At 60.0% G+C, this 26,422-nt stretch carries 29 protein-coding genes and 4 tRNA genes; 14 read left to right on the top strand and 19 right to left on the bottom strand.

Annotated features, from left to right (window positions below; all coding sequences use genetic code 11):
- Nucleotides 1-64: 64 nt before the first annotated feature.
- From tig to K5E37_RS04155, 5 genes are all read right to left on the bottom strand, one after another.
- Nucleotides 65-1,375: a trigger factor gene (tig, locus tag K5E37_RS04175; protein WP_221533192.1), complete on the bottom strand. Its 1,311-nt coding sequence runs from the start codon at nt 1,373-1,375 to the stop codon at nt 65-67.
- 400 nt (nt 1,376-1,775) lie between these two features.
- Nucleotides 1,776-1,851 (bottom strand) — tRNA-His (locus K5E37_RS04170).
- A 76-nt stretch (nt 1,852-1,927) separates the two neighbouring features.
- A tRNA-Leu gene (locus K5E37_RS04165) sits at nt 1,928-2,012 on the bottom strand.
- 58 nt (nt 2,013-2,070) lie between these two features.
- Nucleotides 2,071-2,146 (bottom strand) — tRNA-His (locus K5E37_RS04160).
- A 32-nt stretch (nt 2,147-2,178) separates the two neighbouring features.
- Nucleotides 2,179-2,255, bottom strand: a tRNA-Arg gene (locus K5E37_RS04155).
- Between the two features lie 274 nt (nt 2,256-2,529).
- Here K5E37_RS04155 and folD point away from each other — a divergent pair.
- Nucleotides 2,530-3,384: a bifunctional methylenetetrahydrofolate dehydrogenase/methenyltetrahydrofolate cyclohydrolase FolD gene (folD, locus tag K5E37_RS04150; RefSeq protein ID WP_085608325.1), complete on the top strand. Its 855-nt coding sequence runs from the start codon at nt 2,530-2,532 to the stop codon at nt 3,382-3,384.
- 229 nt (nt 3,385-3,613) lie between these two features.
- A complete protein-coding gene (gene pbpG, locus K5E37_RS04145) occupies nt 3,614-4,552 on the top strand; it encodes a D-alanyl-D-alanine endopeptidase (RefSeq protein WP_007951562.1) in 939 nt (312 codons plus the stop codon).
- Nucleotides 4,553-4,604: 52 nt separating this feature from the next.
- On the opposite strand, the gene K5E37_RS04140 is transcribed toward pbpG, so the two are convergent.
- From K5E37_RS04140 to K5E37_RS04130, 3 genes are all read right to left on the bottom strand, one after another.
- Nucleotides 4,605-4,811, bottom strand: a complete 207-nt coding sequence (locus tag K5E37_RS04140) for a hypothetical protein (protein ID WP_085608322.1) — start codon at nt 4,809-4,811, stop codon at nt 4,605-4,607.
- A 12-nt stretch (nt 4,812-4,823) separates the two neighbouring features.
- Nucleotides 4,824-5,030, bottom strand: a complete 207-nt coding sequence (locus K5E37_RS04135; RefSeq protein ID WP_064380821.1) for a DUF6021 family protein — start codon at nt 5,028-5,030, stop codon at nt 4,824-4,826.
- Nucleotides 5,031-5,124: 94 nt separating this feature from the next.
- The gene (locus K5E37_RS04130; RefSeq protein WP_085608321.1) at nt 5,125-5,796 is read right to left on the bottom strand and encodes a peptidase C39 family protein; all 672 of its coding nucleotides are present in this window, start codon (nt 5,794-5,796) and stop codon (nt 5,125-5,127) included.
- Between the two features lie 231 nt (nt 5,797-6,027).
- Here K5E37_RS04130 and K5E37_RS04125 point away from each other — a divergent pair, with 231 nt between their 5' ends.
- The gene (locus K5E37_RS04125; protein ID WP_007951566.1) at nt 6,028-6,195 is read left to right on the top strand and encodes a hypothetical protein; all 168 of its coding nucleotides are present in this window, start codon (nt 6,028-6,030) and stop codon (nt 6,193-6,195) included.
- Nucleotides 6,196-6,269: 74 nt separating this feature from the next.
- Here K5E37_RS04125 and K5E37_RS04120 read toward each other — a convergent pair whose 3' ends face one another.
- Together K5E37_RS04120 and K5E37_RS04115 are read right to left on the bottom strand one after the other, a co-directional pair.
- Nucleotides 6,270-7,019, bottom strand: a complete 750-nt coding sequence (locus K5E37_RS04120; RefSeq protein ID WP_085608320.1) for a TerC family protein — start codon at nt 7,017-7,019, stop codon at nt 6,270-6,272.
- 29 nt (nt 7,020-7,048) lie between these two features.
- Nucleotides 7,049-7,288 (bottom strand): hypothetical protein, encoded by a 240-nt coding sequence (locus K5E37_RS04115; protein ID WP_085608319.1) that lies wholly within the window; start codon nt 7,286-7,288, stop codon nt 7,049-7,051.
- Nucleotides 7,289-7,434: 146 nt separating this feature from the next.
- On the opposite strand from K5E37_RS04115, the gene nhaR reads away from it, so the two are divergent.
- The gene (gene nhaR / locus K5E37_RS04110; RefSeq protein ID WP_007951569.1) at nt 7,435-8,334 is read left to right on the top strand and encodes a transcriptional activator NhaR; all 900 of its coding nucleotides are present in this window, start codon (nt 7,435-7,437) and stop codon (nt 8,332-8,334) included.
- On the opposite strand, the gene K5E37_RS04105 is transcribed toward nhaR, so the two are convergent.
- The gene (locus K5E37_RS04105) at nt 8,331-9,491 is read right to left on the bottom strand and encodes an MFS transporter (RefSeq protein ID WP_007951570.1); all 1,161 of its coding nucleotides are present in this window, start codon (nt 9,489-9,491) and stop codon (nt 8,331-8,333) included. The genes nhaR and K5E37_RS04105 overlap by 4 nt on opposite strands.
- 338 nt (nt 9,492-9,829) lie before the next feature.
- On the opposite strand from K5E37_RS04105, the gene sstT reads away from it, so the two are divergent.
- Entirely contained in the window at nt 9,830-11,062 is a 1,233-nt protein-coding gene (gene sstT / locus K5E37_RS04100; RefSeq protein ID WP_085608318.1) for a serine/threonine transporter SstT, read from the top strand.
- A 65-nt stretch (nt 11,063-11,127) separates the two neighbouring features.
- Here the strand turns inward: sstT and K5E37_RS04095 are convergent, their stop codons facing one another.
- On the bottom strand, nt 11,128-11,637 hold the full coding sequence (locus K5E37_RS04095) for a DUF1993 family protein (RefSeq protein ID WP_007951572.1): 510 nt from the start codon (nt 11,635-11,637) through the stop codon (nt 11,128-11,130).
- Nucleotides 11,638-11,763: 126 nt separating this feature from the next.
- On the opposite strand from K5E37_RS04095, the gene K5E37_RS04090 reads away from it, so the two are divergent.
- The gene (locus tag K5E37_RS04090) at nt 11,764-12,414 is read left to right on the top strand and encodes a YceH family protein (RefSeq protein WP_011335047.1); all 651 of its coding nucleotides are present in this window, start codon (nt 11,764-11,766) and stop codon (nt 12,412-12,414) included.
- A gap of 16 nt (nt 12,415-12,430) precedes the next feature.
- On the opposite strand, the gene K5E37_RS04085 is transcribed toward K5E37_RS04090, so the two are convergent.
- Nucleotides 12,431-12,949: a cupin domain-containing protein gene (locus K5E37_RS04085; RefSeq protein ID WP_085608317.1), complete on the bottom strand. Its 519-nt coding sequence runs from the start codon at nt 12,947-12,949 to the stop codon at nt 12,431-12,433.
- Between the two features lie 97 nt (nt 12,950-13,046).
- Nucleotides 13,047-13,865, bottom strand: coding sequence for a shikimate 5-dehydrogenase (locus K5E37_RS04080; RefSeq protein WP_221533191.1), 819 nt, complete (start codon nt 13,863-13,865; stop codon nt 13,047-13,049).
- 254 nt (nt 13,866-14,119) lie between these two features.
- On the opposite strand from K5E37_RS04080, the gene K5E37_RS04075 reads away from it, so the two are divergent.
- The 3 genes from K5E37_RS04075 (at nt 14,120) to K5E37_RS04065 (ending at nt 15,208) form a co-directional block, all read left to right on the top strand.
- Nucleotides 14,120-14,470 carry a hypothetical protein gene (locus K5E37_RS04075; RefSeq protein ID WP_007951578.1) on the top strand — a complete coding sequence of 117 codons (351 nt, stop codon included), beginning with the start codon at nt 14,120-14,122 and terminating at the stop codon, nt 14,468-14,470.
- 258 nt (nt 14,471-14,728) lie between these two features.
- Nucleotides 14,729-14,923 (top strand): hypothetical protein, encoded by a 195-nt coding sequence (locus K5E37_RS04070; RefSeq protein ID WP_007951579.1) that lies wholly within the window; start codon nt 14,729-14,731, stop codon nt 14,921-14,923.
- Between the two features lie 102 nt (nt 14,924-15,025).
- On the top strand, nt 15,026-15,208 hold the full coding sequence (locus tag K5E37_RS04065) for a hypothetical protein (protein WP_064380832.1): 183 nt from the start codon (nt 15,026-15,028) through the stop codon (nt 15,206-15,208).
- Here K5E37_RS04065 and K5E37_RS04060 read toward each other — a convergent pair.
- The gene (locus tag K5E37_RS04060) at nt 15,205-16,266 is read right to left on the bottom strand and encodes an AI-2E family transporter (protein WP_221533190.1); all 1,062 of its coding nucleotides are present in this window, start codon (nt 16,264-16,266) and stop codon (nt 15,205-15,207) included. The genes K5E37_RS04065 and K5E37_RS04060 overlap by 4 nt on opposite strands.
- 156 nt (nt 16,267-16,422) lie before the next feature.
- On the opposite strand from K5E37_RS04060, the gene yegQ reads away from it, so the two are divergent.
- Nucleotides 16,423-17,751, top strand: coding sequence for a tRNA 5-hydroxyuridine modification protein YegQ (yegQ, locus tag K5E37_RS04055; RefSeq protein WP_085608314.1), 1,329 nt, complete (start codon nt 16,423-16,425; stop codon nt 17,749-17,751).
- Between the two features lie 6 nt (nt 17,752-17,757).
- Here the strand turns inward: yegQ and K5E37_RS04050 are convergent, their stop codons facing one another.
- Entirely contained in the window at nt 17,758-18,621 is an 864-nt protein-coding gene (locus K5E37_RS04050) for a LysR family transcriptional regulator (RefSeq protein ID WP_085608313.1), read from the bottom strand.
- Between the two features lie 101 nt (nt 18,622-18,722).
- Between K5E37_RS04050 and K5E37_RS04045 the strand changes: the two genes are divergently transcribed.
- On the top strand, nt 18,723-19,616 hold the full coding sequence (locus K5E37_RS04045) for a DMT family transporter (protein WP_085608312.1): 894 nt from the start codon (nt 18,723-18,725) through the stop codon (nt 19,614-19,616).
- Nucleotides 19,617-19,628: 12 nt separating this feature from the next.
- Here K5E37_RS04045 and K5E37_RS04040 read toward each other — a convergent pair whose 3' ends face one another.
- Entirely contained in the window at nt 19,629-20,345 is a 717-nt protein-coding gene (locus K5E37_RS04040; protein WP_221533189.1) for a FadR/GntR family transcriptional regulator, read from the bottom strand.
- A 363-nt stretch (nt 20,346-20,708) separates the two neighbouring features.
- On the opposite strand from K5E37_RS04040, the gene K5E37_RS04035 reads away from it, so the two are divergent.
- A complete protein-coding gene (locus K5E37_RS04035; RefSeq protein WP_007951586.1) occupies nt 20,709-22,055 on the top strand; it encodes an MFS transporter in 1,347 nt (448 codons plus the stop codon).
- 14 nt (nt 22,056-22,069) lie between these two features.
- The gene (gudD, locus tag K5E37_RS04030) at nt 22,070-23,413 is read left to right on the top strand and encodes a glucarate dehydratase (protein WP_085608310.1); all 1,344 of its coding nucleotides are present in this window, start codon (nt 22,070-22,072) and stop codon (nt 23,411-23,413) included.
- On the opposite strand, the gene K5E37_RS04025 is transcribed toward gudD, so the two are convergent.
- On the bottom strand, nt 23,410-24,285 hold the full coding sequence (locus tag K5E37_RS04025) for a LysR family transcriptional regulator (protein ID WP_221533188.1): 876 nt from the start codon (nt 24,283-24,285) through the stop codon (nt 23,410-23,412). The genes gudD and K5E37_RS04025 overlap by 4 nt on opposite strands.
- A gap of 160 nt (nt 24,286-24,445) precedes the next feature.
- Between K5E37_RS04025 and ampC the strand changes: the two genes are divergently transcribed.
- Entirely contained in the window at nt 24,446-25,612 is a 1,167-nt protein-coding gene (ampC, locus tag K5E37_RS04020; protein WP_221533187.1) for a class C beta-lactamase, read from the top strand.
- 74 nt (nt 25,613-25,686) lie between these two features.
- Here ampC and K5E37_RS04015 read toward each other — a convergent pair whose 3' ends face one another.
- The gene (locus K5E37_RS04015) at nt 25,687-26,253 is read right to left on the bottom strand and encodes a DUF4174 domain-containing protein (RefSeq protein ID WP_085608307.1); all 567 of its coding nucleotides are present in this window, start codon (nt 26,251-26,253) and stop codon (nt 25,687-25,689) included.
- Between the last annotated feature and the right edge of the window lie 169 nt (nt 26,254-26,422).

The raw sequence follows: 26,422 nt of genomic DNA, 5'->3' as shown, positions 1-26,422 counted from the left end.
TCTTGAATACGCATAAGCCAGCTCGAAGGCTGGCTTATGGTGTGTGCTTCTAACGCAAAAACAATCAGTCGGCTTTTGGAGCTTCTACCGGCTTGACCGCTTCTTCGTAAGAGACCGATTTGTCGGTCACGCTAGCTTTCTGCAGAACAGTATCCACAACTTGTTCTTCCAGCACAACCGAACGAACTTCGTTCAGTTGCTGCTCGTTCTTGTAGTACCAGGACACGACCTGCTCAGGCTCTTGGTAAGCCGAAGCCATTTCCTGGATCATTTCGCGAACGCGGGCTTCGTCTGGCTTCAGGTCGAACTGCTTGACCACTTCGGCCACGATCAGACCCAGCACAACGCGACGTTTGGCTTGTTCTTCAAACAGCTCGGCCGGCAGTTGGTCTGGCTTGATATTGCCACCGAACTGCTGAACAGCCTGCACGCGCAGACGGTCAACTTCGTTGGACAGCAGAGCCTTAGGCACTTCGATCGGGTTGGTGGCCAGCAGACCGTCCATTACCTGATTCTTGACCTTGGATTTGATCGCCTGACGCAGTTCACGCTCCATGTTCTTGCGAACTTCGGTGCGGAAACCGTCGATGCCGCTTTCCTTGATGCCGAATTGAGCGAAGAACTCTTCGTTCAGCTCAGGCAGTTTTGGCTCGGAAACGGTGTTTACAGTCACGGTGAACTCGGCGGCTTTGCCAGCCAGGTCCAGGTTCTGATAGTCCTCTGGGAAGGTCAGGTTCAGAACGCGCTCTTCGCCGGCTTTAGCACCAACCAGACCTTCTTCGAAGCCAGGGATCATGCGGCCGGAACCCAGTACCAGCTGAGTGCCCTTGGCGGAACCGCCAGCGAATACTTCGCCGTCAACCTTGCCAACGAAATCGATGTTCAGCTGGTCTTCGTTCTGGGCAGCGCGATCGGCCACTTCAAAACGGGTGTTCTGCTTGCGCAGGATGTCCAGCATCTTGTCCAGATCGGCGTCAGCCACGTCAGCGCTCAGGCGCTCAACGGTGATGCCTTCGAAGCCGGCAACGGTGAACTCAGGGAACACTTCGAATACGGCTACGTATTCCAGGTCCTTGCCAGCTTCGAGCGATTTTGGCTCGATGGATGGCGAACCGGCCGGGTTCAGCTTCTGCTCAACCACAGCTTCGTAGAAAGATTTTTGAATCACGTCGCCGATCGCTTCCTGACGTGCGTCAGCACCGAAACGACGTTTGATTTCGCTCATTGGCACTTTGCCTGGACGGAAGCCAGCAATTTTGGCTTTCTGGGCAGTCTGCTGCAGACGCTTGTTGACCTGGCTCTCAATCTGCTCAGCCGGCACGGTGATGCTCATGCGGCGCTCAAGAGCAGTAGTATTTTCAACAGAAACTTGCATGGATATTCCTCGTTGCACAGACGTTAGCCGGCCGTTTCCGACCCAAGAATCAAGGGCAAGCATTCTAGTAGGTCAAACTCAAGAAGTCACCCTACTGAAAACGGGTAAAAAAACAGCAGGCCATTTGAAGGCGGGGACAAACGGTTGCGCCTCGCCCTGTTAGCAAATACAGCCAATTCAAGCCAGGGCTCTGCGCCAACCTCTTCTATATATAGAGGCGGTTGAATCATCTCCCTGACAGCCGACCTCGCAAGCAAGGCCGACGGGCAGTGCAGCATCATCGAGCAACATTAATACGACGAAGCACCCTGCCCTGCGACCCGAAACCTGCAGCCGCCAAAATCCGAAACCGTAAAACAAAAAAGGCGCCAGACTGTTAAATCTGGCGCCTTTCGGAATATGGGGTGGACGATGGGGATCGAACCCACGACAACGGGAGTCACAATCCCGTGCTCTACCAACTGAGCTACGCCCACCATATTGCGTGTCAAAGAAGCCAAACAACTTCTTTGTAGAACCTCACCCGGCCAACGGCATGAATGAAGCTTTGATTGGTGCGGATGAAGAGACTCGAACTCTTACGCCTCGCGGCGCTGGAACCTAAATCCAGTGTGTCTACCAATTCCACCACATCCGCGGATGAAGCTTTTTAAAGCAAAGGCGCCAGACTGTTACATCTGGCGCCTTTCGAAATATGGGGTGGACGATGGGGATCGAACCCACGACAACGGGAGTCACAATCCCGTGCTCTACCAACTGAGCTACGCCCACCATATCGCGTTACTTGTGCCAATGCTGCCTAATGGCGCACCCGGCAGGACTCGAACCTGCGACCATCCGCTTAGAAGGCGGATGCTCTATCCAGCTGAGCTACGGGCGCCTTGTTAGCTGTACCCTTGGAGGACTACAAACTAAGTGCTTTCCAGTCGTTCGAAACCGTAATTTCGTTCGACCTTCTTAACCAGTGCTAGGCTGTGCCCGACAAGTGCGACGAATAGTATAGAGCGACCTGAAGGTCGTCAAATCCTTTTTGAAAAAAATTCATTTAATTAAAGGGCTTAGGGGAATTTGCTGACCAAGCGCCTTTGCCCTCACCGTTTGACATGCGAGAATGCGTTCTCTTTTTTTCCCCTCTCGATGGTTAATCACGCGCAATGACTGCACAACTAATCGACGGCAAATCAATCGCCGCCAGCCTGCGCCAGCAGATCGCCCAACGGGTAGCCGAACGTCGCGAGCAAGGCTTGCGTACTCCCGGCCTCGCGGTGATCCTGGTCGGCAGCGATCCTGCCTCTCAGGTTTATGTCTCGCACAAGCGTAAAGACTGTGAAGAGGTCGGCTTCCTCTCTCAAGCCTACGACCTGCCTTCCGAAACCACTCAGGAAGCACTGACCGATCTGATCGATCGACTGAACGACGATCCGGCAATCGACGGCGTTCTGCTTCAGCTTCCTCTGCCGGAACACCTGGACGCTTCCAAGCTGCTGGAGCGCATCCGCCCGGACAAGGACGTCGATGGTTTCCATCCTTATAACGTCGGCCGTCTGGCCCAGCGCATTCCGCTGCTGCGTCCGTGCACCCCGAAAGGCATCATGACCCTGCTGGAAAGCACCGGTGCCGATCTGTACGGGATGGACGCAGTCGTTGTCGGCGCTTCCAACATCGTCGGTCGCCCGATGGCGATGGAACTGTTGCTGGCCGGTTGCACCGTGACCGTCACCCACCGCTTCACCAAGGATCTGGCCGGCCACGTCGGCCGCGCCGATCTGGTGGTCGTGGCCGCCGGCAAGCCGGGCCTGGTCAAGGGCGAGTGGATCAAGGAAGGCGCGATCGTGATCGACGTCGGCATCAACCGTCAGGACGACGGCAAACTGGTCGGTGACGTCGTGTACGAAACCGCCCTGCCCCGCGCCGGCTGGATCACCCCGGTACCCGGCGGCGTCGGTCCGATGACCCGCGCCTGCCTGCTGGAAAACACCCTCTACGCGGCAGAAACCCTGCACGCCTGAGTCGCGTTTTCCGCCCTCCGAGAACCCCGCCTTGTGCGGGGTTTTTCATGCCCTCGAAAAAACCTTTACCGTTCGCCGGAAACCCCTATTTTTACAGGGCTTTTCACGACTTTTTCATGCCTTGCGGACAACCATCGACAGTTCTTCAACCATACTCCTACAATGCGTCGTTTTTACGACACAGGCCGTTACAAAGAACGGCATTTCCAACCTTCATGAGTTCGCCCGCGTGAATATTCGTCTGTCCATCCTGAGCCTGGTTTTTGCATTTTCAGGCACGCTCCTCACGCCAACGGTCAACGCCGCCGAAACTACCGCTGCCCCTCGAGACGCTTCGCAATTGAAGATTGCCTCCGGCAGCGCCCTGCTGATGGATCTGCAGACCAACAAAGTCATTTATTCCAGCAACCCGGACGTGGTGGTGCCCATCGCTTCCGTGAGCAAGTTGATGACCGGTTTGGTAGTGGTCGAAGCGCACCAGAACATGGACGAATGGATTGACGTCGACATCAGCCGCACACCCGAAATGAAAGGCGTGTTTTCCCGCGTCAAATTGCGAAGTGAGCTGCCCCGCCGAGAGATGCTGCTGATTGCCCTGATGTCCTCGGAAAACCGCGCTGCCGCCAGCCTGGCTCATCACTATCCGGGCGGTTACGCGGCTTTCATCGCCGCGATGAACGCCAAGGCCAAGGCGCTGGGCATGACCAGCACGCACTTTGTGGAACCCACCGGCCTGTCCGAGCGCAACGTTTCCACCGCCCGCGACCTGAGCAAGTTGCTGGTGGCTGCGCACAAACAGCCGCTGCTCATCGAGCTGACCACCACCAAGGAGAAGACCGTCTCGTTCCGCAAACCCAATTACACCCTGGGTTTCCGTAACACCGACCACCTGGTCAACAAGGCCGACTGGGATATCCGCATCACCAAAACCGGCTTCACCAACCCGGCCGGCCACTGCCTGGTGCTGGTGACTCGCATGGCCAACCGCCCGGTCGCCCTGGTGATTCTCGACGCGTTCGGCAAGTACACCCACTTTGCCGATGCCAGCCGCATCCGCAGCTGGGTGGAAACCGGCAAGAGCGCCAACGTCCCGGCCGTGGCTCAGCAATACAAGGCCGACAAAAACCTCAAGAGTCGCCAGAGCGGCGTGATCGAAGCCTCCAAATAATCCGTCACTCATGAAAAAGCCCCGAATCGTCGGGGCTTTTTCATTTATGCACTCAGTCGTTGGGCAACGGCATCTTGTCGTCATCGGGAATGCCGTCACCGGCGCTCGGGTCGCGCGAATGCTCCGGCGTTATCACCGCCGGACGCGCCAGCGGATCGCGCATGGGGCTCTCCGGGTCCAGCACCGGATCAACTTCCGGCTCAGGCGTGGTGGGCACACTGTCAGGCTTGTGGTCGTCGAAACTCGAATCGGTACTCATACGCACCTCGCTTCAAGGCTTGAGATCAGCCAAGGGATCGTAAGGCTTGGCCGGACGTTTGGGATCATCGCCCGGCTGCACATCCTTCGGCGCCTTCGCCGGGCCGATGGGATCGACTTGCGGATCGTCCAGGTCAGGCGAGTCCGGATCGAAACCCAGGTCGTCGCCACTGCCATGCTCGGAAGAGTGCGGCCCACTGGGTGAATTTGGAATTGCCATGTTCGTCTCCTGATACCTGACCCGTAAAACACGGGACGCTACAGTTCAGAAGCGCATCCCCCGCCAGGGTGCCCGACAAGCGACGAACGGAACCTCAGTGCGCTGCCAGCGCCTTCCTCGCCTGCGCTGCTTCCCGCTCCTGTCCAGCTTGCGCCAGTGCGTCGGCAGCCTTGAGCCAGCGCTGTTGATCGACCGCTGCGGGAATCTGCGTCGGTTTCTGGATCAACACTGCCCAGCCGCCGGACTTTTCGAGAGCCGACTCGAACGAGCTGAAGCTCATCAATTCACGGCGATTCATCCCGGCGCGCAGCAGCACTTTCTGCTTCAGACGATCATAGCCGGAGAGGATCGCGTAACGCGGCTCCGCCCAGAATGCCGAACCTTCGCTGAAACGCACCATCACCGGATACCCGGCCGCCACTTGGGTCAGCAACGCCGGCAGATTGCTGTCCAGCGGATACACGACCATCCCATACTCACGCGCAAGGCTCTGTAGATTCTGTTGCAACTTGTCCTCGGCGCCCGGCAAGTGCAGCGGTTTTTCCAGCAGACCCGGCGTGATCACGATGCCCTGCTGCGACAGGAGGCTGGCCAGCACTTGCGGCCCGCTTTGATAGGCCTCACCGCGATAGAAGGTGCCGCTGAGCTCGACCCGCTCCGGCAGGCGCTTGACCTCCGGCGCCACACTGCCCGCACACCCCACCAATGCTGCTACGCAACCGGCCACCAGCAGCGCCGCGCGAATTCGGGAAAATAGCTGCACCATCGTCACTCTCTTGATCAGTTACCGGTCATCGTGTTCCGGCTTGGTCGAGGATCATAGGACGGCGCCACGCTGCGGTATAGCCCAAAGCGGCAGATGAATCGGCTGCATAGAGCGAACTGATTGGTCACCACCGACCTTTGGTCAATAGCCTGAAACACGCCAGCGACTAGACTGTCACTCAGACAAGAGCCAAAGAAAGAGCGCCCGACGCAGGGCAAAGAGGAGGCACAGATGAGCCTGACCATGACCATCGTAATGCTGATTGCCGGCTGGCTGGCCGTTGCCGCCGCCATGCTGTGGGGCGTGTTGCGGATTTCCCGCCGCCATCACCACCCGGTACAACCTGCACCGACCCGCAAGATCGAGAAACACGACGCCCGTCACGCCACCGCGCACTGACTTTCTGTAACCGACACAAACAAAAAGGCCGCCTGGACTCTCGCGAGTTCAGGCGGCCTTTGGTTTTCCGGCGATTACGCTTCGGCAGTCAGTTTCTTCTGCTTGGCGCGGCGCGACATCATGTTCAGCACTTCAATCGAAGCCGAGAACGCCATGGCAGCATACACATAACCTTTCGGTACATGGGCGCCGAAGCCTTCGGCGATCAGCGTCATGCCGATCATGATCAGGAAGCCCAGCGCCAGCATCACCACCGTCGGGTTGTCGTTGATGAACTTGGCCAGCGGATCAGCTGCAAACAGCATCACCAGCACCGAGACCACAACCGCGATCACCATGATCGGCAAGTGTTCGGTCATGCCGACAGCGGTAATGATGCTGTCGATCGAGAACACCATGTCCAGCATCAGGATCTGCCCGATGGCGGCGGCGAAGCCCAAGGTCACCTTAGACGTCGCAGTCTTCGGATCTTCCGGTGCCGGATCCATGCTGTGATGGATTTCCGTGGTGGCTTTCCACAACAGGAACAGGCCGCCGGCGATCAGGATCATGTCTTTCCAGGAGAACGCGTGGCCGAGAATCTCGATGACCGGCGCGGTCAGCTGAACGATGAACGCGATGGTGCTCAACAGGGCCAGACGCATGATCAGCGCCATGCCGATCCCCAGACGACGGGCCTTCTGCCGGTACTGCTCGGGCAGTTTGTTGGTCAGGATCGAGATAAAGATCAGGTTATCGATGCCAAGCACGATCTCCATCACCACCAACGTGGCCAAGGCAATCCAGGCGGTCGGGCTGGCGGCGAGTTCTAACAGATATTCCATGGGTCAGTCCTGACTCTGTGTAAGACGGTTTAGATTTCCTGGGAGGACGATTCGGATTTTTCTTCGTCGTCTTTCGGTTCTTTCTTGCTGATCAGATTGCCGGTGGCATCGCTGAGCGCCTCTTCGGCGGCTTTATGCGTGTCGTCGATGGCTTGCTTGGCCGCTTCGGCCGCCTGCCCCATCAGTTGCTGGGCGCTCTTTTCGGCCTGGTCGCAACCGGCCAGTACCAGTAAAGACGCGATCAACAGCCCCGTAGTTTTTAGTTTCATGATGCTTCCCTCGATAGAACAGACAGCGCCGTAAAGACCGGCCGTCGATGGCTGGGCATTCTAGGGAGACAGACACTTCAGGAAAATTCGTATTTTTAGCGGCTATACTTCGATTTATACGAACTGTATTTGACGGACCGAACCCCATGCTCAATTACCGACAACTGCACTACTTCTGGGTGGTGGCCAAGACCGGCAGCATCGTGCGCGCCTGCGAGCAACTGAATCTGACGCCACAGACCATCAGCGGACAGATTTCTCTGCTCGAACAGACTTACGGCATCGAACTGTTTCAAAGGGTCGGCCGGCAACTTGAGCTCACCGAGGCCGGGCGCCAAGCCCTGCCCTACGCCGAGCAAATGTTCCAGCTCGGCGGCGAACTGGAGCTGATGCTGCGCGCCCAGCCCAACGAACAGCAGATCCTGTTCCGGGTCGGTGTGGCGGACGTGGTGCCCAAATCCATCGTCTATCGCCTGATCGCGCCGACCATGGAATTGAGCGAGCCACTGCGCATCACCTGCCGCGAAGACAAACTCGAGCGCCTGCTGGCGGACCTGGCGATCCAGCGCCTGGACCTGGTGATCTCCGACAGCCCGATGCCCTCGCACCTGGACATCAAGGGCTACAGCCAGAAGCTTGGGGAATGCGGGATCAGTTTTTTCGCCACCGCCGAGCTGGCAGCGCAATACGGTCAGGATTTTCCGCGCAGCCTGCACGGTGCGCCGCTGTTGATCCCCGGCGCGGAAACCGTGGTGCGCAGCCGGTTGCAGCGCTGGTTCGCCGAGCAGCAGATTCAGCCGAGGATTGTCGGGGAGTTCGATGACAGCGCCTTGATGCAGGCGTTCGGCCAGTCCGGCAGCGGGATTTTCATTGGCCCGAGCGTGATTGCCGATGAGGTGAAGCGCCAGTACGGCGTCGAGTTGATCGGTCAGACCGATGCGGTGAGCGAGTCGTTCTACGCGATCTCGGTGGAACGCAAGGTCAAGCACCCCGGCATCAAAGCGATTACCGAAGGTGCCCGACGCGAGCTGTTTACAGCCTTTTAAGCCGGCGCGCAGACGTCGCGCGGCTTGAGCACCATCAGCACCATGGCGAGGAAAATCGACAGCAGAATGAACCCGGCAGCGGCGAAACCCACAAAGCCGAGGCCGGCGCTGTCGATCACTCGACCGCCAATGATCGCGCCCAAACCAATCCCGAGATTGGCCCCGGCAATGTTCAGCGACGCGGCGAAGGCCGGCGCCTCAGGTGCGGCTTTCATCAAGCGCACGTGGCTGACCAGAAACAGCGCCGCCTGAGTCACGCCCCAGATGCCCATCGCCGCCGCCAGACCCAGCGACGAATTGATGTTCGGCACCAGCGCCACCATCCCCGGGATCATGAACGCGCAGAACATCACCGAAGCCATCAGTGGATGGCGATCCACCGCACGACCGCCCAGCGAGTTGCCAATCAGACCGACCGCGCCAAAGCCCATCAGGCACCAGCCGACCACGGTGCCATTGAAGCCGGCCAGACGTTCGAGGATGTCCGCCAGATAGGTATAAGCGGTGAACATGCCGCTGAACACCAGGATCGACAGCAGCACATGGCCGAGCATCAGCGGGCTGCGCAGGATCTTGAACTGCGAAGCGAAACTGACCTGATGCTGGTGCAGGCTGGTTTTCGGCAGATAGACAAACAGCAGCAACGCCTTGGCGAACGCGATCACCGCCAGAATGGCGAACGCACTGCGCCAGCCGAACGCATCGGAAATCAGCGTGCCGACCGGAATCCCGAACACGGTGGCGCAGACGATGCCGAAGCCGATCTTGGCGATCGCGCGACCGGCGAAGTCCGGGCCGACGATGTCCACCGCCGTTTCGCTGGCCAGCGCCCAGAACACCGGAAGCCCCAGTGCCGGGATCAGCCGGGCAATCGCCATGACCCAGATGTTCGGCGCCAATGCCGCCACGGTATTGGCCAGACCGAACATGATCAGGATGGTGATGAACAGTTTGCGGCGCTCGAAGCGGGCGAAATACGCGGTCAAGAATGGACCGAACATCGCCACGGTGAACGCGAACAGAGTCACCAGCAGCCCGGCCTGCGGGATGGTGACGGCCAGGTCGCGGGCAATCGCCGGCAGCAGGCCGACGATGACGAACTCCGTGGTCAGCACCGTAAACCCGGCGGCAGACAACAGAAGGATGGGCAACAGCATGAGGAACTCCAGCAAAACGACGACACCAGCGCTGACCCGAGGGCCCGCCGGCAGAACTTGAAAATAAGGATGCGCAATCTTAACAGAGTGTTTCCCGAGTGACTTGCACAAACCTGTCTAAGTTGTGGATGGATCCGGTGGCAGATCGTCACAGGTCTGAAGGATCCGGACGACGCTGTGATAAAGTCCGCGCCCTGCAAAACGTACACCCTGTTCAGCCAACCGTTTAACGGCGTGGCTGTCGCGTCAGTCCTTTCGGTTCGTGTCTGTGGCCTGCCCCCGATTCATCGCCCGGATCACGCAACCTTGCACCCTATAAAAAAACCAGAGATGCCGTTATGACCGCTTCATCCCCTTCTCTATTGCAACGCCTTAAAAGCCTCAGCCTGGTCACCCAGATCCTGATCGGCCTGATTGCCGGCATCGCCCTCGCGCTGTTCGCGCCGGAAGCGGCCAAAGGCACGGCCTTCATCGGCAAGGTGTTCGTCTCGGCGCTGAAAGCCGTGGCGCCGATCCTGGTGTTCGTGCTGGTCATGGCGTCGATCGCCAACCACAAGCACGGCCAGGAAACCCACATCCGGCCGATTCTGTTCCTGTATCTGCTGGGCACCTTCGCCGCTGCCGTGGTCGCGGTGATCGCCAGCATGATGTTCCCGTCGCATCTGGTGCTGTCCACCGACAACATCGCGGTAAGCGCGCCGGGCGGCATCAGTGAAGTGCTGCAAAGCCTGTTGCTGAGCGTGGTCGACAACCCGGTGAGCGCACTGATGAACGCCAACTTCATCGGCATTCTGGCCTGGGCCATCGGCATGGGCGTGGCCATCCGCCACGCCGGCGACACCACCCGCGAAGTGGTCAGCGACCTGTCCAACGGCGTGACCCTGATCGTGCGTGTGGTGATCCGCTTCGCGCCGCTGGGGATTTTCGGTCTGGTGGCCTCGACCCTGGCCACCTCCGGTTTCGGCGCGCTGGTCGGTTACGCGCACCTGCTGGCGGTTTTGCTGGGCTGCATGCTGTTCGTCGCGCTGGTGATGAACCCGCTGATCGTGTTCTGGAAGCTGCGTCGCAACCCGTACCCGCTGACGCTTCAGTGCCTGCGTGAAAGCGGCATCACCGCGTTCTTCACCCGCAGCTCGGCGGCGAACATTCCGGTCAACCTGGAATTGAGCAAGCGCCTGGGCCTGCATGAAGACACCTACTCGGTATCGATTCCGCTCGGCGCCACCATCAACATGGCCGGCGCGTCGATCACCATCACCGTGCTGACCCTCGCAGCCGTACACACCCTGGGCATCGCCGTGGACATCCCGACCGCGATCCTGCTCAGCGTCGTCGCCGCGATCTGCGCTTGCGGTGCTTCGGGTGTGGCCGGTGGCTCGCTGCTGCTGATCCCGCTGGCGTGCAGCCTGTTCGGCATCCCGAGCGAGATCGCCATGCAAGTGGTGGCGGTCGGTTTCATCATCGGTGTATTGCAGGATTCGGCCGAGACGGCGCTGAACTCCTCCACCGACGTGCTGTTCACCGCCGCCGCATGCCTGGGCGAAGAACAGAAAGCCCAGCGTCCGGCGTAAAAAACCACGCAATAAAAAAGCCCGCCAAGGCGCAAACCTTGGCGGGCTTTTTGTTGCAGAACGTTTTAGAACGCGCCCATGTAATCGCGCTTGCCCACTTCCACACCGTTGTGACGCAGCAGTGCGTAGGTGGTGGTGACGTGGAAGAAGAACTGCGGCAGGCCGTAGCTCAGCAGGTAAGCCTGGCCACTGAAGCGCTTCTCTTTCGGCGTGCCCGGACGAGTCACGATCTCGATGCCTTCCTTGCCATTGATCTGCTCTGGCTTGATCTCGCCGATGAAAGCCAGAACCTTGGCGATCAGCGCCTGCAACTCGGCGAAGGTGGTTTCGGTGTCGTCATATTTCGGGATTTCGATTTCGGCCAGACGCGAGGAAACGCCTTTGGCGAAGTCCACGGCAATCTGCACCTGACGCACCAGCGGGAACATGTCCGGGTACAGACGCGCTTGCAGGAAGGCGTTCGGGTCGATGTTTTTCTCGGTGGCGTGGGCTTCAGCCTTTTTCAGCACATCGCTCACGGCGTTGAGCATTTGTTGGAAAACCGGGACGGATGCGGCGTAAAGGGAAATGGTCATGGCAGTCTCACGTGGTGGCTGGGTGAATCGTGGGGGCGATTATAGCCATGCTCGCATGGCGGCGCGGCTTGTCTTTTATCCAGCAAGGATTAGGCTAGGCGCCTTCGACTGCAGAGGGAACGCGCGATGACCACAGAATTTGAAACCCGCTCCGACGAACCACGGCTCAACGCCACGGAAATCCGCATTCTGGGCTCGTTGATCGAGAAACAGGCCACCAGCCCGGAAACCTACCCGTTGACCCTCAACGCACTGGTGCTGGCCTGCAACCAGAAAACCAGCCGGGAGCCAGTGATGAACCTGACTCAGGGCCAGGTCGGCCAGAGCCTGCGCGCCCTCGAAAGCCGCGGTTTCGCCAAACTGGTGATGGGCAGTCGCGCCGACCGCTGGGAGCACAAGGTCGACAAGGCGCTGGAGCTGGTGCCGGCGCAATTGATCCTGACCGGGTTGATGTTCCTGCGCGGCCCGCAGACCGTCAACGAACTGCTGACCCGCAGCGGTCGCATGCATGAATTCGAAGACGCCGAACAAGTGGTGCATCAGCTGGAACGCCTGATCGCCCGGGAGCTGGCGGTGTTGATTCCGCGTCAGGCCGGTCAGCGCGAAGATCGCTACACCCACGCGCTGGGCGATCCGGCGGACATCGAGGCGATTATCGCGGCACGACAGAACCCGAGTGATCGCGGCGCTGCCAGCGGCGTGTCAGTGGAGCGCATCGAAGAGCTGGAAGCGCGGATTGCAGCGCTGGAAGAGCGTCTGGCCCGCCTCGAAGAATAAACGCACCGGGGCGGCGTTATTCGCCGTCCCAGTAATCCACGCCGTCTGCCTGCCGCGCCACCGCGACGAATCCCGAGGCATTGCCGTCGGCATCGACGTTGAAGTTGTCCATCACCGCGTATTTGTTCGAGTCCGGGTACTCGCAGATTTCCGGTTGCTGCTGGGTGCTGACGGCCAGATAGCGAAGTTCCGCAGCACTGGTGTTGATGATCTGATGCGCGGCTTCCGGGCCGCCCGGCGGACAGGCGATCACATCACCAGCGCGGATCGGGAAACGTTCGGCACCGAGGCGCACTTCCCCTTCCCCGGCCACCACGTAGAACATTTCCTCATTGACCCGATGACTGTGAAACGGACTGCCGCGCATGCCCGGCGGCAACGCATACAGGCGATAACCGAGTTTCTGCGCGCCCAGTTGCTGGCCGACCCGGGCGAACCGTTGCTGATAACGCCCGGCGGTTTCGCCCTCGGGGGCCAATGATTCGGGAAGCGGTTCGAGTTCGACGTCATTCAGGTTGAGAATGGGCGGATGCATGCAAACCTCGGCTTTTGTGATGGGCAAGTCTGTGCTTGCTGATCCGGCAGTATAGGCAACGACAAATCCGGGCGGATATGCCGTTGCTCAGGCTCCATCAGCTACGGGCAAACGCCACCGCTGCATCGAACTGCTCGACCGTCGGCCGCACGCCGGTGTACAGCACAAACTGCTCAAGTGCCTGGATCGCAATCACTTCCAGCCCGGTGATCACTTTTTTACCTTCCGCACGACCACGCACGATCAGCGGGGTTTCCGAGGGGATCGCCACCACATCGAACACAGTGTCGGCAGACTTGATCACATCCACGTCAAAAGAAAGCTGACCCGCTTCCGGACCGCCATCCATCCCGACCGGAGTCACGTTGATCACCATCTGCGGGCGCTCGTCACCCAGTTCCGCCTGCCAGCGATACCCGAGTGAATCCGCCAGCGCACGCCCGGCGCGCTCGTTGCGGGCCACGATCAAACCATTTTTGTAACCGCCATCGCGCAAGGCACTGGCCACAGCCTTGGCCATGCCGCCGCTGCCGCGCAGGGCGAAAGTCGTGTCCTTCGGCACCGCGTGGGTTTCCAGCAACTGAGCAATGGCGATGTAATCGGTGTTGTAGGCCTTGAGATGGCCGTTGGTGTTGACGATGGTGTTGATCGACTGGATCGCCGCCGCCGAGGCATCCAGTTCATCGACCAGCGCAATACTCGCTTCCTTGAACGGCATCGATACGCCGCAACCGCGAATTCCCAGCGCGCGGATCCCGCCGACGGCACCGGACAGATCCTGGCTGCTGAACGCCTTGTAGTAGAAATTCAGGCCCAGTTGTTCATACAAATGGTTATGAAAACGCAGACCGAAATTCCCGGGACGCCCAGACAGGGACATGCACAATTGGGTGTCTTTGTTGGGGTTCATCTGCATGGGAGGCTCCTTCGAATGCACTTTCGGATGGACGGGATTAGCCAGGCCATCGGGTTCTGAACGATCATAAGGCGGTCTGTTCCGGGCATCACAGCCGATGCCTGAAATCCGGTAAACAAACCGGTACAGACCTTACACAAAATTTACCTAGCGTCCGTGCTGTTTTTCAAAATGTTGCTGTCTTAGAAGTATCCCCGCGCCATTCCGGGCCTGTTGCAGGTTCGGACGCCGGGTCGAAGAACCGAGGAATTATCATGATTCGTAAACTCCCCATCGTGGCCTTGTTGATTGGTGCATTCGCGATCACGGGTCAGGCAGAAGCCCACGGCGGTGGCTGGCAGGGCCCGGCGGTATTTGGTGCGATCGTCGGCTCGGCCATCATCGGCTCGGCGCTCATCAACCAGGATCGGCCGGTGTACGTCCAACAGCCTGTTTACGCTCAACCGGCACCGGTCTACGTGCAGCAACCGCCGCCACCGGTCTACTACCAGCCGGCCCCGGTTTATGTGCAGCAACCGGTCTACGTCCAACCGGCCCCGGTCTATTACGGCCCGCCGCGCGGTTATTACGGCCGGCCACACTACTACGGTGGCCCGCGCTGGTAACCGGCACACGAAGCCCCGCTTGAGAGCGGGGCTTTTTATTGCGCGCAGATTATTGCCCGCGGAAAAGCCAACCGTCCGTCGGCCAAGGTCTGAAAAAATCTCGCCAAGGTCGCTGTGGGGACAGTTTGAACCGTTAAAGTCGGCATGATGGACTCGACCGTCGGGGGCAAAACACGAACGGTCATCTATTTGTCATGACGGAACCGCACTCTGAATCCGTCCGCATACAACAGGTTGATAACAACAAGGACGACTTGAATGCCTACACAGAATCCGCACCGCATCGTCGGTTTATGCACCTCGAGCAAGGTCTACAACGCCCTGACCGAACTCAAGCACCTGGAAGGCCACCGCACGGCGAAGTTTCTCTCGCTGCTGGCGGAAAACCTGGTGCGCAAGGGTTTTCTCAATGAACACGAGATCGTGCACATGCTCGATCAAGTGGTGGATTGAGCCAGCCCTCACTGGCGTCAATGACCACTATCGAAAGCGTTGATTGTCCCTGAAACGGCCAACTCCCTAAGGTAGCTCCATAGATTGATGGAGGTACTTCTCATGGCTCAGGTTCAAATCATGTCCGTTATCGGTAGCGCCGTTCCCGCATCCCTCAGAGAGCTGGGGCTGCTCGCCTGCTGGTATCTGGTGCGCGACGGCGAGCCGGTCAGCGGCCCGCTCACGTCCTTGCCCGCCGCCCAGGCACTGTCGCAACAACTGCTCAACGGTCCGTTCAAGGCTTAAGGCAGCTGCACTTTCGGTTTGCTTTCGATGAACAGCGCCCAGCTCGACATGAACAGCGCCGCGATCAGCGGCCCGATCACGAAACCGTTGAGCCCGAACACCGCCAACCCGCCGAGGGTCGAAATCAGGATCATGTAGTCCGGCATCCGGGTGTCCTTGCCGACCAGGATCGGGCGCAGCAGGTTATCCACCAGACCGATCACGAACACCCCGAACAACCCCAGCACCACGCCCTGCCAGATCATCCCGCTGAGCAGGAAATAAGCCGCGACCGGCACCCAGACGATCCCCGCACCCACCGCCGGCAACAGCGACAGAAATGCCATCAGCACCGCCCAGAGCAACGCACTGGGAATGTCGAGAAACCAGAATATCGCCCCGCCCAAAGCTCCTTGAGTGATCGCGACTACGAGATTGCCCTTTACCGTCGCGCGCACCACCCGATTGAATTTCAGTTGCAAACGACGTTTGTGATGTTCCTCCAGCGGTATCGCCGTGCGTACCTTGCGCGCCAGTTCGGCGCCATCGCGCAAAAAGAAAAACAGCAGGTACAGCATGATGAAAAAACTCACCACGAAATCGAACGTGCCCTGGCCGAAGCTGAAGGCCTGACTCGCCAGCACCTGACTGCCCTGCATCGAGGCTTTGACAATCTTCTCGCGCAAGGCATTGAGTTCGCCCATGCCGAAGCGGTCGAGCAAGTGCTGAAAGTACGGCGGCAGGCTGTGTTTGAACTGCGCCAGATACGCGCCGATATCGAGCTTGCCGCTTTCGATATTGTCGTAAAGCGTCGCCCCCTCCTGCACCAGCAGCACACTGATGACGATCACCGGCAGGATCGCGATCACCAGGCAGACACTCAACGTACACAGTGATGTCAGGTTGCGTTGCCAGCCGAATTTCAGTTGCAACTGACGTTGCATCGGCGCAAACAGGATGCCGAGAATCACCGCCCAGAACACCGCGCCGTAGAACGGCAGCAGGATCCAGATAAAGGCGACCGTCACCAGAAACAGCAGCACGGTGAGGGATTTGAATTGCAGACTCTTTTGGTTCATGTCCGGTCCAGGTCAGTCAGGCGCCACCCGCGCCCGTCCCGTTTAGTCAGCCAGCGTCAGCGCGAGTGCCCTGTTTCTTCATGGAGCATAGATCCAGATCAATAAACCCTCGGCGCAACTGCTCTACCCTGCCGCGCTTTTGCGACCGACGCCGCCATGACGACCTCCTTCACCCCCGAACTGCTCGCGCCCGCCGGCACCCTGAAAAACATGCGTTATGCCTTCGCCTACGGGGCCGATGCGGTGTATGCCGGCCAGCCGCGCTACAGCCTGCGGGTGCGCAACAACGAGTTCGATCACGCCAACCTGGCGCTCGGCATTCGTGAAGCCCAGGCCCAGGGCAAGCGCTTCTACGTGGTGGTCAACATCGCGCCGCATAACGCCAAATTGAAGACCTTCCTCAAGGATCTGGCGCCAGTGATCGAAATGGCACCGGACGCGCTGATCATGTCCGACCCCGGCCTGATCATGCTGGTACGCCGACACTTCCCGCAGATGCCGATCCACCTGTCGGTGCAGGCCAACACGGTGAACTGGGCGAGCGTCGAGTTCTGGCAGCAACAGGGACTGAGCCGAATCATCCTGTCCCGTGAATTGTCGCTGGAAGAAATCGGCGAAATCCGCGAGCAAGTGCCGGGCATGGAGCTTGAAGTGTTCGTCCACGGCGCGCTGTGCATGGCCTATTCCGGCCGCTGCCTGCTCTCGGGTTACATGAACAAGCGCGACGCCAATCAGGGCACCTGCACCAATGCCTGCCGCTGGAAATATTCGGCACAGGAAGCGACTGAAAATCAGCTCGGCGAAATCGTGCAGACCTTCGAACCGCAACCGACCCTCGGCCTCGGCGCCCCCACCGATCAGGTGTTTCTGTTGCAGGAAGCCAACCGTCCCGGCGAGCTGATGCCGGCATTCGAAGACGAACACGGCACCTACATCATGAATGCCAAGGACCTGCGCGCGGTGCAGCACGTTGAGCGCCTGACCCGCATGGGCGTGCACTCACTGAAGATCGAAGGCCGGACCAAATCGCACTTCTATTGCGCACGCACCACCCAGGTCTACCGCCGGGCCATCGACGATGCGGTGGCCGGCCGCGAATTCGACCGCAGCCTGATGACCGATCTGGAATCCCTCGCCCAGCGCGGCTACACCGAAGGCTTCCTCCGTCGTCATGTGCATGACGAATACCAGAACTACCAGAACGGCAGCTCGGTGTCGGAGCGTCAGCAGTTTGTGGGCGAACTGACCGGCGAGCGCCGGGATCGTCTGGCCGAGGTCAAGGTGAAGAACCGCTTTGCGCTGGGCGATCATCTGGAACTGATGACGCCCAAGGGCAATTTCCATTTTGATCTGCATGAACTGCAGAACCTCAAGGGCGAAGCCATCGACGTGGCGCCGGGGGACGGGCACACGGTTTATCTGCCGATTCCGGATGCGGTGGATTTGCGCTTCGGCTTGCTGATGCGCGACGTGAGCGGAGCCTGATCCGGCTCAGACAAACTCCTCGCGCAGCATCGCCACAAACGCCTCACGCGCCGGGTGCACCCCGGCGTTTTCATGCCAGTAGAACAAGTTGTCGATGGCCGTCAGTTCCGGAAATTCGTAACCCGCACACCCCGCGCCTTTCGCGTATTGCTCGAACACGCCTTTGGGCACCAGCGCCACGCCGGCGCCGGCACTCACGCAACCGACAATCGCCCCGTAACTGGCCAGACTGACAATCGGCAGTGCCAGGCCCTGGCGCAACAACCAGTGCTCCAGCGCGGCGCGATAGGGACAGCCTTGCGGCCACATGAACACGGTTTTGTCCTGCAAATCGTCGAGGTCGCGCACCGGCCCGAACGAGGTCGATGCGATCAGCAGCAATTCTTCGCGATACATCGGCGTGCGCTTGAGCTGGGAACGCTCGACGTCCACCGCGACGATGGCGCCGTCGAGCCGATGGCTCACCGTATCGTCCAGCAATTGGCCCCAGGTGCCGGTGGTCAATTCGAGGGCCACGTTTGGATAGCGCTTGTGAAACTTCGCCAGCAGGCGCGGCAGGCGCCCGGTTGCCGAAGATTCTATGGCACCGATGCGCAGCGGCCCGGACGGCTCGGCAGCGGGATCGACCGCGCGCTTGGCTTCAGCCGTCAGTGCCAGAATCTTCTCCGCGTAAGCCAGAAAGGTCTGCCCCGCCGGACTGATCCGCAGCCCGCGCCCTTCGCGCAGAAACAGCGCCACCCCCAGCTCCGCTTCCAGGGATTTGATCCGCGCCGTGATATTCGACGGCACGCAAAACAGCTTTTCAGCCGCTTTGGCGATGCTGCCGACCTCGGCCACGGTCTTGAACATGCGGATCTGCGCCAGCTCCATAATTCATCACTCACAGTGAATGGTTGGCGCAGTATAAGTCAGTTGTGGCGAATGATTGGCCGCCCGGATACTCGGCGCATCAATCACACGGTGCCTCGCTCATGCCTTCCACTTCGCCTTTGAAAATCCTGTTGGCCATGGCATTCGTGGTCGGTTGCTGGGCCTATTCGCCGACCGGCATCCACATCGGTCTGCAAGCCTACGACCCCGGTCATCTGGCCTTGCTGCGGTTTCTGCTGGCGTCGCTGTTCATGGCGGTGATTGCAGGTTTCAAGGGCATTCATCTGCCGCGCCTGCAGGATTTGCCGCTGTTGTTTGCCTTGGGCTTTTTTGCCGTCAGCCTGCATCACGTGGTGCTGAACATCGGTCAGCAAAGCGTCAGCGCCGGCGCGTCGAGTGTGCTGGCGCAATCGACGCCGCTGTTCAGCACGTTGCTGGCGCGGTTTCTGTTCAAGGATCGGATCAGCGCCTGGCGCTGGGGTTGTGTGTTGCTGGGATTCGTCGGCGTGGTGATCGTGGTCAGCGGCGATCGCGGCCTCGGCAGCCTCGACGCGCACGGCTTGCTGATCCTGCTGGCCGCCGTGTCATGGAGCGTTTACTTCGCTCTGCAAAAACACCACGCCGGACGCTACGACGGGCTGACGCTGGTTTGCTACACCGTGTGGTCCGGCACGCTGCTGCTGTTGATCTACTTGCCGGGGCTGGTCGACAGCGCGGCCCGTGCGCCGCTGCGGGTGCAATGGGCGGTGCTGGGTCTGGGCGTGTTTCCCAGCGCCCTCGCCTATATGGCCTGGGCATTCGTGCTGAAGCATGTGGACCTGAGCCGGGCGACGATGACGCTGTACCTGATTCCGCTGACCGCAATGGGCATTGCTTCGGTGGGATTGGGTGAGCGACCGACGTTGCTGGTACTGGTGGGTTCGGCAGTGGTGTTGATCAGCGTGCTGGCGTTGAATCTGGAGCGGCCCGCGGCGGTGCGGGCCATTGAGACTTGAGTTGCGACACCGTTATGCGCCGCCCGCCGAAAACCGGTCGCGACTGTTGGTCAGGTGTAGCCACATCGCCGCACGCGCGGCGTCCGGGTCCTGACGCTTGATCGCGTTGAGGATCGCCTCATGCTCCAGATTCGCCAGTTGCCCGAGCTTGCTCAAATCCACCGCGCCGCGCTCGGCGGCGTTGACCCGGGTGCGCGGGATCATTGCGCTGCCCAGGTGCTGCATGATTTCGGTGAAGCAGACATTGCCGGTGGCTTCGGCAATCAACAGATGGAAGCGCCGGTCGGCCTCGACGCAACTGTCGTTGTTGGCCAATAGACGCTGGTAGTCGTCCAGCGCCTGACGCATCTGCACCAGTTGCTGTTCGGTACGGCGCTGCGCCGCCAGTGCCACCGCTTGCGTCTCCAGGCCCATGCGCAATTCGAGAATGCTGCGCACGCCCAGCGCGGTGTCGACATTCAGTCGCAGCCCCTGCTCCGGCGCGCGCTCGATCACGAACGTGCCGATGCCGTGCCGCGTCTCCACCAGCCCCGACGCCTGCAATTTGGAAATCGCCTCGCGCACCACGGTGCGACTGACACCGTGCTCCTGAACGATCGAGTTTTCCGACGGCAACTTGTCACCGGGCAACATCTGGCCGAGCAGGATGCTCTGGGTGAGTTTTTCCACCAGGTCATGGGCCAGGTTGTGCGCGCGTTTACGGGCGGGAGCGTCGAGGTCTTCTTGCATGGTCGGTTCCAGTGATCGGGGCAAACCGATCGTAGCACTGGAGGTGATCACTTGTATGAGCTCCTATCAATTTCAGGCCTCAACTTGTATGACAACACTGGATTTTAGTTAGAAAACTCTCCTTTGCGTCGAGCAACCGCCCCACGATCACTGGCATGGAATGCTCTGCCATATCTGATAAAACCCTTACCAAAGCCAACAAATACGGCACTTAAAAACTTAAAAAGCATAAAAACCGTCTCCCGTAGACAAATTTGATTGAGCACTCCCGCTTGTAGGACAAAAAAATCTAGTTGTATGATGTCTATCAACAACGCACACCAGACACACCCCGCATAAAAATAACGAGTGGGAGAAAACCAAGTGAAATCATCCATTGCCGGGATGAACGAGGGCGCCGATTCCGTGCTGTCCTCCGCCATTGCCAAAGTCAAACGCCACGTCCTGCCGCTGTTCGTCATCATGTTCATCGTCAATTACATTGACCGGGTGAACATCGGCTTCGTCCGCACCCACATGGAACACGACCTCGGCATCGGTGCCGCGGCCTACGGTTTCGGTGCCGGGCTGTTCTTCATCGGTTACGCGCTATTCGAAGTCCCCTCCAACATGTTGCTGCAAAAAGTCGGCGCGCGAATCTGGCTGACCCGCATCATGTTCACCTGGGGCCTGGTCGCCGCCGGCATGGCGTTCATCCAGAACGAAACCCACTTCTACATCCTGCGATTTCTGCTCGGCGTGGCCGAGGCCGGATTCTTTCCCGGGGTGATCTACTACTTCACCCGCTGGTTGCCAGGGGCCGAGCGCGGCAAGGCGATTGCGATTTTCTTGAGCGGTTCGGCCGTGGCCTCGCTGATTTCCGGCCCGTTGTCCGGCCTGCTGTTGCAGATCGAAGGCTTGGGCCTGCACGGCTGGCAGTGGATGTATTTCATTGAGGGGATGTTCTCGGTCTGCCTGTGCGTATTCGTCTGGTTCTGGCTCGACGCCAAACCCCACGATGCGAAATGGCTGACCCGCGCCGAGCAGGATGCGCTGGTCAAAGCCATCGACGATGAGCAGAAGGCCCGCGAAGCCGCGACCCCGATCCGGCCGTCGCTGGGCAAACTGCTCAAGGATCGCCAGATCATCCTGTTCTGCCTGATCTACTTCTTCATTCAATTGACCATCTACGCGGCGACGTTCTGGCTGCCGAGCATCATCAAGAAGATGGGCGAGATGAGCGACTTCCAGGTCGGCCTGTTCAACTCGATTCCGTGGCTGCTGTCGATCATCGGCATGTACGCATTCGCCTCGTTCTCGGCGAAGTGGAAACACCAGCAGGCGTGGGTCGCCACTGCATTGCTGATCGCCGCTGCGGGGATGTTCATGTCCACCACCGGCGGGCCGATTTTTGCCTTTGTCGCGATCTGCTTTGCTGCGCTGGGTTTCAAATCCGCTTCGTCACTGTTCTGGCCGATTCCGCAGGCCTACCTCGATGCACGGATCGCCGCTGCCGTCATCGCGCTGATCAACTCGGTGGGCAACCTCGGCGGCTTCGTCGCCCCGACCACTTTCGGCTTGCTGGAACAACACACCGGTTCGATCCAGGGCGGCCTCTATGGTCTGGCCGCGACCTCGATCATCGCCGCGATCATCGTGTTCGCCGCCCGCATGACACCCAAATCCGCACCTGACGTCGCCGTGGCCGATGCCGCGCCGAAACACGCTTGAAAGGACAATCCCAAATGACCGCACACGACATCGCCAAAGCCCCGATCATCACCGAGATGCAAGTCATCCCGGTGGCCGGCCACGACGGCATGCTGCTCAACCTGAGCGGAGCCCACGGGCCGTTTTTCACCCGCAACATCGTCATCCTCAAGGACAACGCCGGCCACACCGGCGTCGGTGAAGTGCCCGGCGGCGAACGCATCCGCCAGACGCTGGAAGACGCTCGCAGCCTGGTGGTCGGCAGCCCGATCGGCACGTATCAGAAGATCCTCAACCAGGTCCGCCAGACTTTCGCCGACCGCGATGCCGGCGGCCGTGGCCTGCAAACCTTCGACCTGCGCATCACCATTCACGCGGTCACCGGGCTGGAAGCCGCCCTGCTCGACCTGCTCGGCCAGCACCTCGACGTGCCGGTGGCGGCATTGCTCGGCGAAGGCCAGCAGCGCGATGAAGTGAAGATGCTCGGTTATCTGTTCTACGTGGGCGATCGCCGGGAAACCGACCTCGCCTACCGCAGCGAACCGGATGCCGACAATGACTGGTTCCGCGTGCGTCACGAAAAAGCCATGACCGCCGACGCCGTGGTGCGTCTGGCCGAGGCTGCCCATGCGCGTTACGGCTTCAAGGACTTCAAGCTCAAGGGCGGTGTGCTCAGCGGCGACGCCGAAATCGAAGCGGTGACCGCACTGGCCGAGCGCTTCCCTGACGCGCGCATTACCCTCGATCCGAACGGCGCGTGGTCACTGAAAGAAGCGATCCGTCTGTGCCGCGACCAGCATCATGTGCTGGCCTACGCCGAGGACCCGTGCGGTGCGGAAAACGGCTATTCGGGCCGTGAAGTGATGGCCGAATTCCGTCGCGCCACCGGGCTGAAAACCGCCACCAACATGATCGCCACCGACTGGCGCGAGATGGGCCATGCGATTCAGTTGCAATCGGTGGACATCCCGCTGGCCGATCCGCATTTCTGGACCATGCAGGGTTCGGTGCGCGTGGCGCAGATGTGCCATGAATGGGGCCTGACCTGGGGCTCGCACTCCAACAACCACTTCGACATTTCCCTGGCGATGTTCACCCACGTCGCGGCCGCCGCGCCGGGCGACATCACCGCGATCGACACCCACTGGATCTGGCAGGACGGCCAGCGCCTGACCAAGGCACCACTGCAGATCGTCGACGGCTGCGTGCAGGTGCCGAAGAAACCGGGGCTGGGTGTGGAGCTGGACATGGATCAGGTGGCCAAGGCCCACGAACTCTATAAAGGCATGGGGCTCGGCGCACGGGATGACAGCGTGGCGATGCAGTTTCTGATTCCGGGCTGGACGTTCGATAACAAGAAGCCGTGCCTGGTGCGCTAAGCCTGCGCAGCCTCCAGCAACCAGTGTCTGAACGCCGCCATCGCCGCCGTCTCAGGCCGTGACTGCAAGCGCGTAAGCCAATAGCTGCCGGTGGTGATTTCGATGGCAAAGGGTTGGCGGATCAGGTCCGCCGCCAGTTGCCGGGCAAACATCAACGGCGGCGCCAGTGCCACCCCGCCACCCTGCAACGCCGCCTCCATCATCGCCAGCGACGAGTCGAACACGATGCTCTGGGGCGGCGCGGCATGGGTCGCCAGACCCGCCGCATGAAACCATTCCGGCCACTCGTCGGTGCGATAGGAACGCAACAAACGCTGCTGCAAAAGATCCCCCGGCGTGTGCAACTGGCGGGCGATTTCCGGCACGCAGAGCACCGACAACGGCGCCTCCAGCAAACGGGTCGCCTCGATACCGTGCCACGCCCCGGCGCCAAACCGGATCGCGTAATCCAGCCCTTCGGCGGCGACGTCCACCCGATTGTTGTTGGTCGACAGCCGCAAGTCTATGAGCGGATGTTTCGCCTGAAAGTCCACCAGCCTCGGCAACAACCAGCCCACGGCGAAAGTGCCCACCGCGCCAACCGTGAGCATTTCCCGATACTGCCCGCCCGCCAGACGCTCGAGCATCTGCGCGATATGATCGAACGACGTGGTCAGCACCGGCAGCAGGGTTTCGCCCTCGCCGGTCAGCATCAGGCCACGGGGCAGGCGTTTGAACAGGATCACGCCGAGTTGCGCCTCCAGGCTTTTGACCTGATGGCTGACGGCCGCTTGGGTCACGCACAACTCCACGGCCGCACGGGTGAAGCTCAGATGGCGCGCAGAAGCTTCGAAGGCGCGTAATGCATTCAAGGGCAATTGAGGTCGAATCATGCCAGGTCCCAAATTTTTCTAATGGCTCGTCCGAGATTTCATCGTTTGTCGAAAGACCCCGGACTGCCTAGATTTGGCGGCGCCGATCAGCCGGCCCGACGGAAAACGCTCGCAGTGTAGCGGGATAACACCATCAACACTCATGGAGAGTGGTTCACGCATGTCTTCGATCAACCTGAACAAAATCAAGCCCTACAGCGCTTTCGGACTTTTCTTCAGCGCCGCCACCTGCCTGGCCGCCCCGCAAACCGACGATCAGTTGCAGGCGCTGGTCAAAGCCACTGTGACCCCGGTCATCCAGCAACAGGATATCGCCGGTCTGGCCGTGGCCGTGACCGTCGATGGCAAGGCACATTACTTTAACTACGGTGTCGCCGACAAAAGTACCGGGCAAGCGGTGAGTGAAAACACCCTGTTCGAAATCGGCTCGGTGAGCAAAACCTACACCGCAACCCTCGCCGCCTATGCCCAGGCCAGCGGCAAACTGGAGTTCTCCGACAAGGCCAGCCAGCACTGGCCCGAACTGAAAGGCAGCGCCTTCGACCACATCAGCCTGCTGCAACTGGGCACCTACAGCGCCGGCGGCCTGCCGCTGCAATTCCCGGATGCCGCCGATTCTTCCGACAAGATGCTCGGCTATTACCAACAGTGGAAACCGACGTATCCGGCCGGCAGCCATCGCCTGTATTCCAACCCGAGCATCGGCCTGTTCGGCTACCTGGCAGCAAAAAGCCTCAGTCAGCCGTTCAATCAGGTCATGACCGAAACCCTGCTGCCGAAACTAGGACTCAAGCACACCTTCCTGTCGGTGCCCGCGTCTGAAGAAAAGCTCTACGCCCAGGGCTACGACAAGAACAACAAACCCGTTCGCGTCAGCCCCGGCGCCCTCGATTCCGAAGCCTACGGCGTGAAAACCAGCGCCGCCGACCTGCTGCAATACGTCCAGGCCAACCTCGACACCGCCAGACTCGAAGCACCGCTGCAAAAAGCCATCGCCCTCACCCACACCGGTTACTACACCGTCGGCGACATGGCCCAAGGCCTGGGCTGGGAACGCTACACCTACCCGATCAGCCTCGACCGCCTGCTGGACGGCAACTCGACGCCGATGGCCATGGAACCGCACAAGGTCAAATGGCTGAATCCGCCACAGCCGGAACCGGCGAACGTGCTGCTGAACAAGACCGGCTCCACCGCTGGCTACGGCGCGTATGTCGCGTTCGTGCCATCGAAGAAAGTCGGGATCGTGATTCTGGCGAACCGCAATTATCCGAATGCGGAACGGGTGAAGATTGCGCACAAGATTCTGGGTGAATTGACCCGGTAATCACGCCATAAAAAAACGGGCGACCTTCTCAGGTCGCCCGTTTTTTCTTTTCTGATCACCCCTGAATCAGAACATCAATCATCCGGCATTTCCGGCGGCTTGGCCGGTTTGGTCGGTTTCGTCGATTTAGTCCCTTTCGCACCCTTGGCCGGTGCCGGTTCTGCAGCAGCCGGGGCCGTGACCACGGTGGAAGTAGTTTCTTTCTCGGCAGCAGGCAGCGCATCAATGGTGTCGAAAATTTTCTTCAAATCGACCGCCGCCGCTTCCTCGCCCGAAGCCGTCAGTTTGGTCTCTCCATCCTTGCCCACCAGGAAGACTTTCGGATACGCCCCGGCGCCCAGCTTCAGCGAACGCAGCAGCGCCATGGTTTGCTGCTGCTCGAGGCTTTTGCCATCGACCTGACCGCTCATGCTCAGGATGGTGTAGACCTTGATCTTGCGGTCGGCGATGCCTTGTTTGTTGGCCGGGTCGTCCAGCGCTTTTTTCAGGCTGACCCAATAAGAATCGACCGTACTGGAAGCGATCACGATCACCGGGCGGTTGATGCCCTTGTCGACGTCCAGAGGGGAATCGCCGTCGGCGGCGAACAGGGGGCCGGCAATCGCCAGCAAGAGTGTCAGGGTCAGTGACCTGATGAGCATGCGCATCTCCTTTTGATATCCACGCTCTAATGATTGCGCATCGCGGCGATTGTTCCGGGGGGTGCCCGGCAAAAGTGTTTCGCCTTGCCCAAAGCTTAGGTCAGCACCGATTTTGCGCAACCGGACGGGCGCGATCCTGTCGCCCATTTGTTTACCTTTTATGACCGCG

The sequence above is a fragment of the Pseudomonas sp. RIT778 genome, assembly GCF_019718735.1.
Lineage (GTDB): Bacteria > Pseudomonadota > Gammaproteobacteria > Pseudomonadales > Pseudomonadaceae > Aquipseudomonas > Aquipseudomonas aphyarum.
This window is presented reverse-complemented; position numbering and strand designations above follow the sequence as displayed.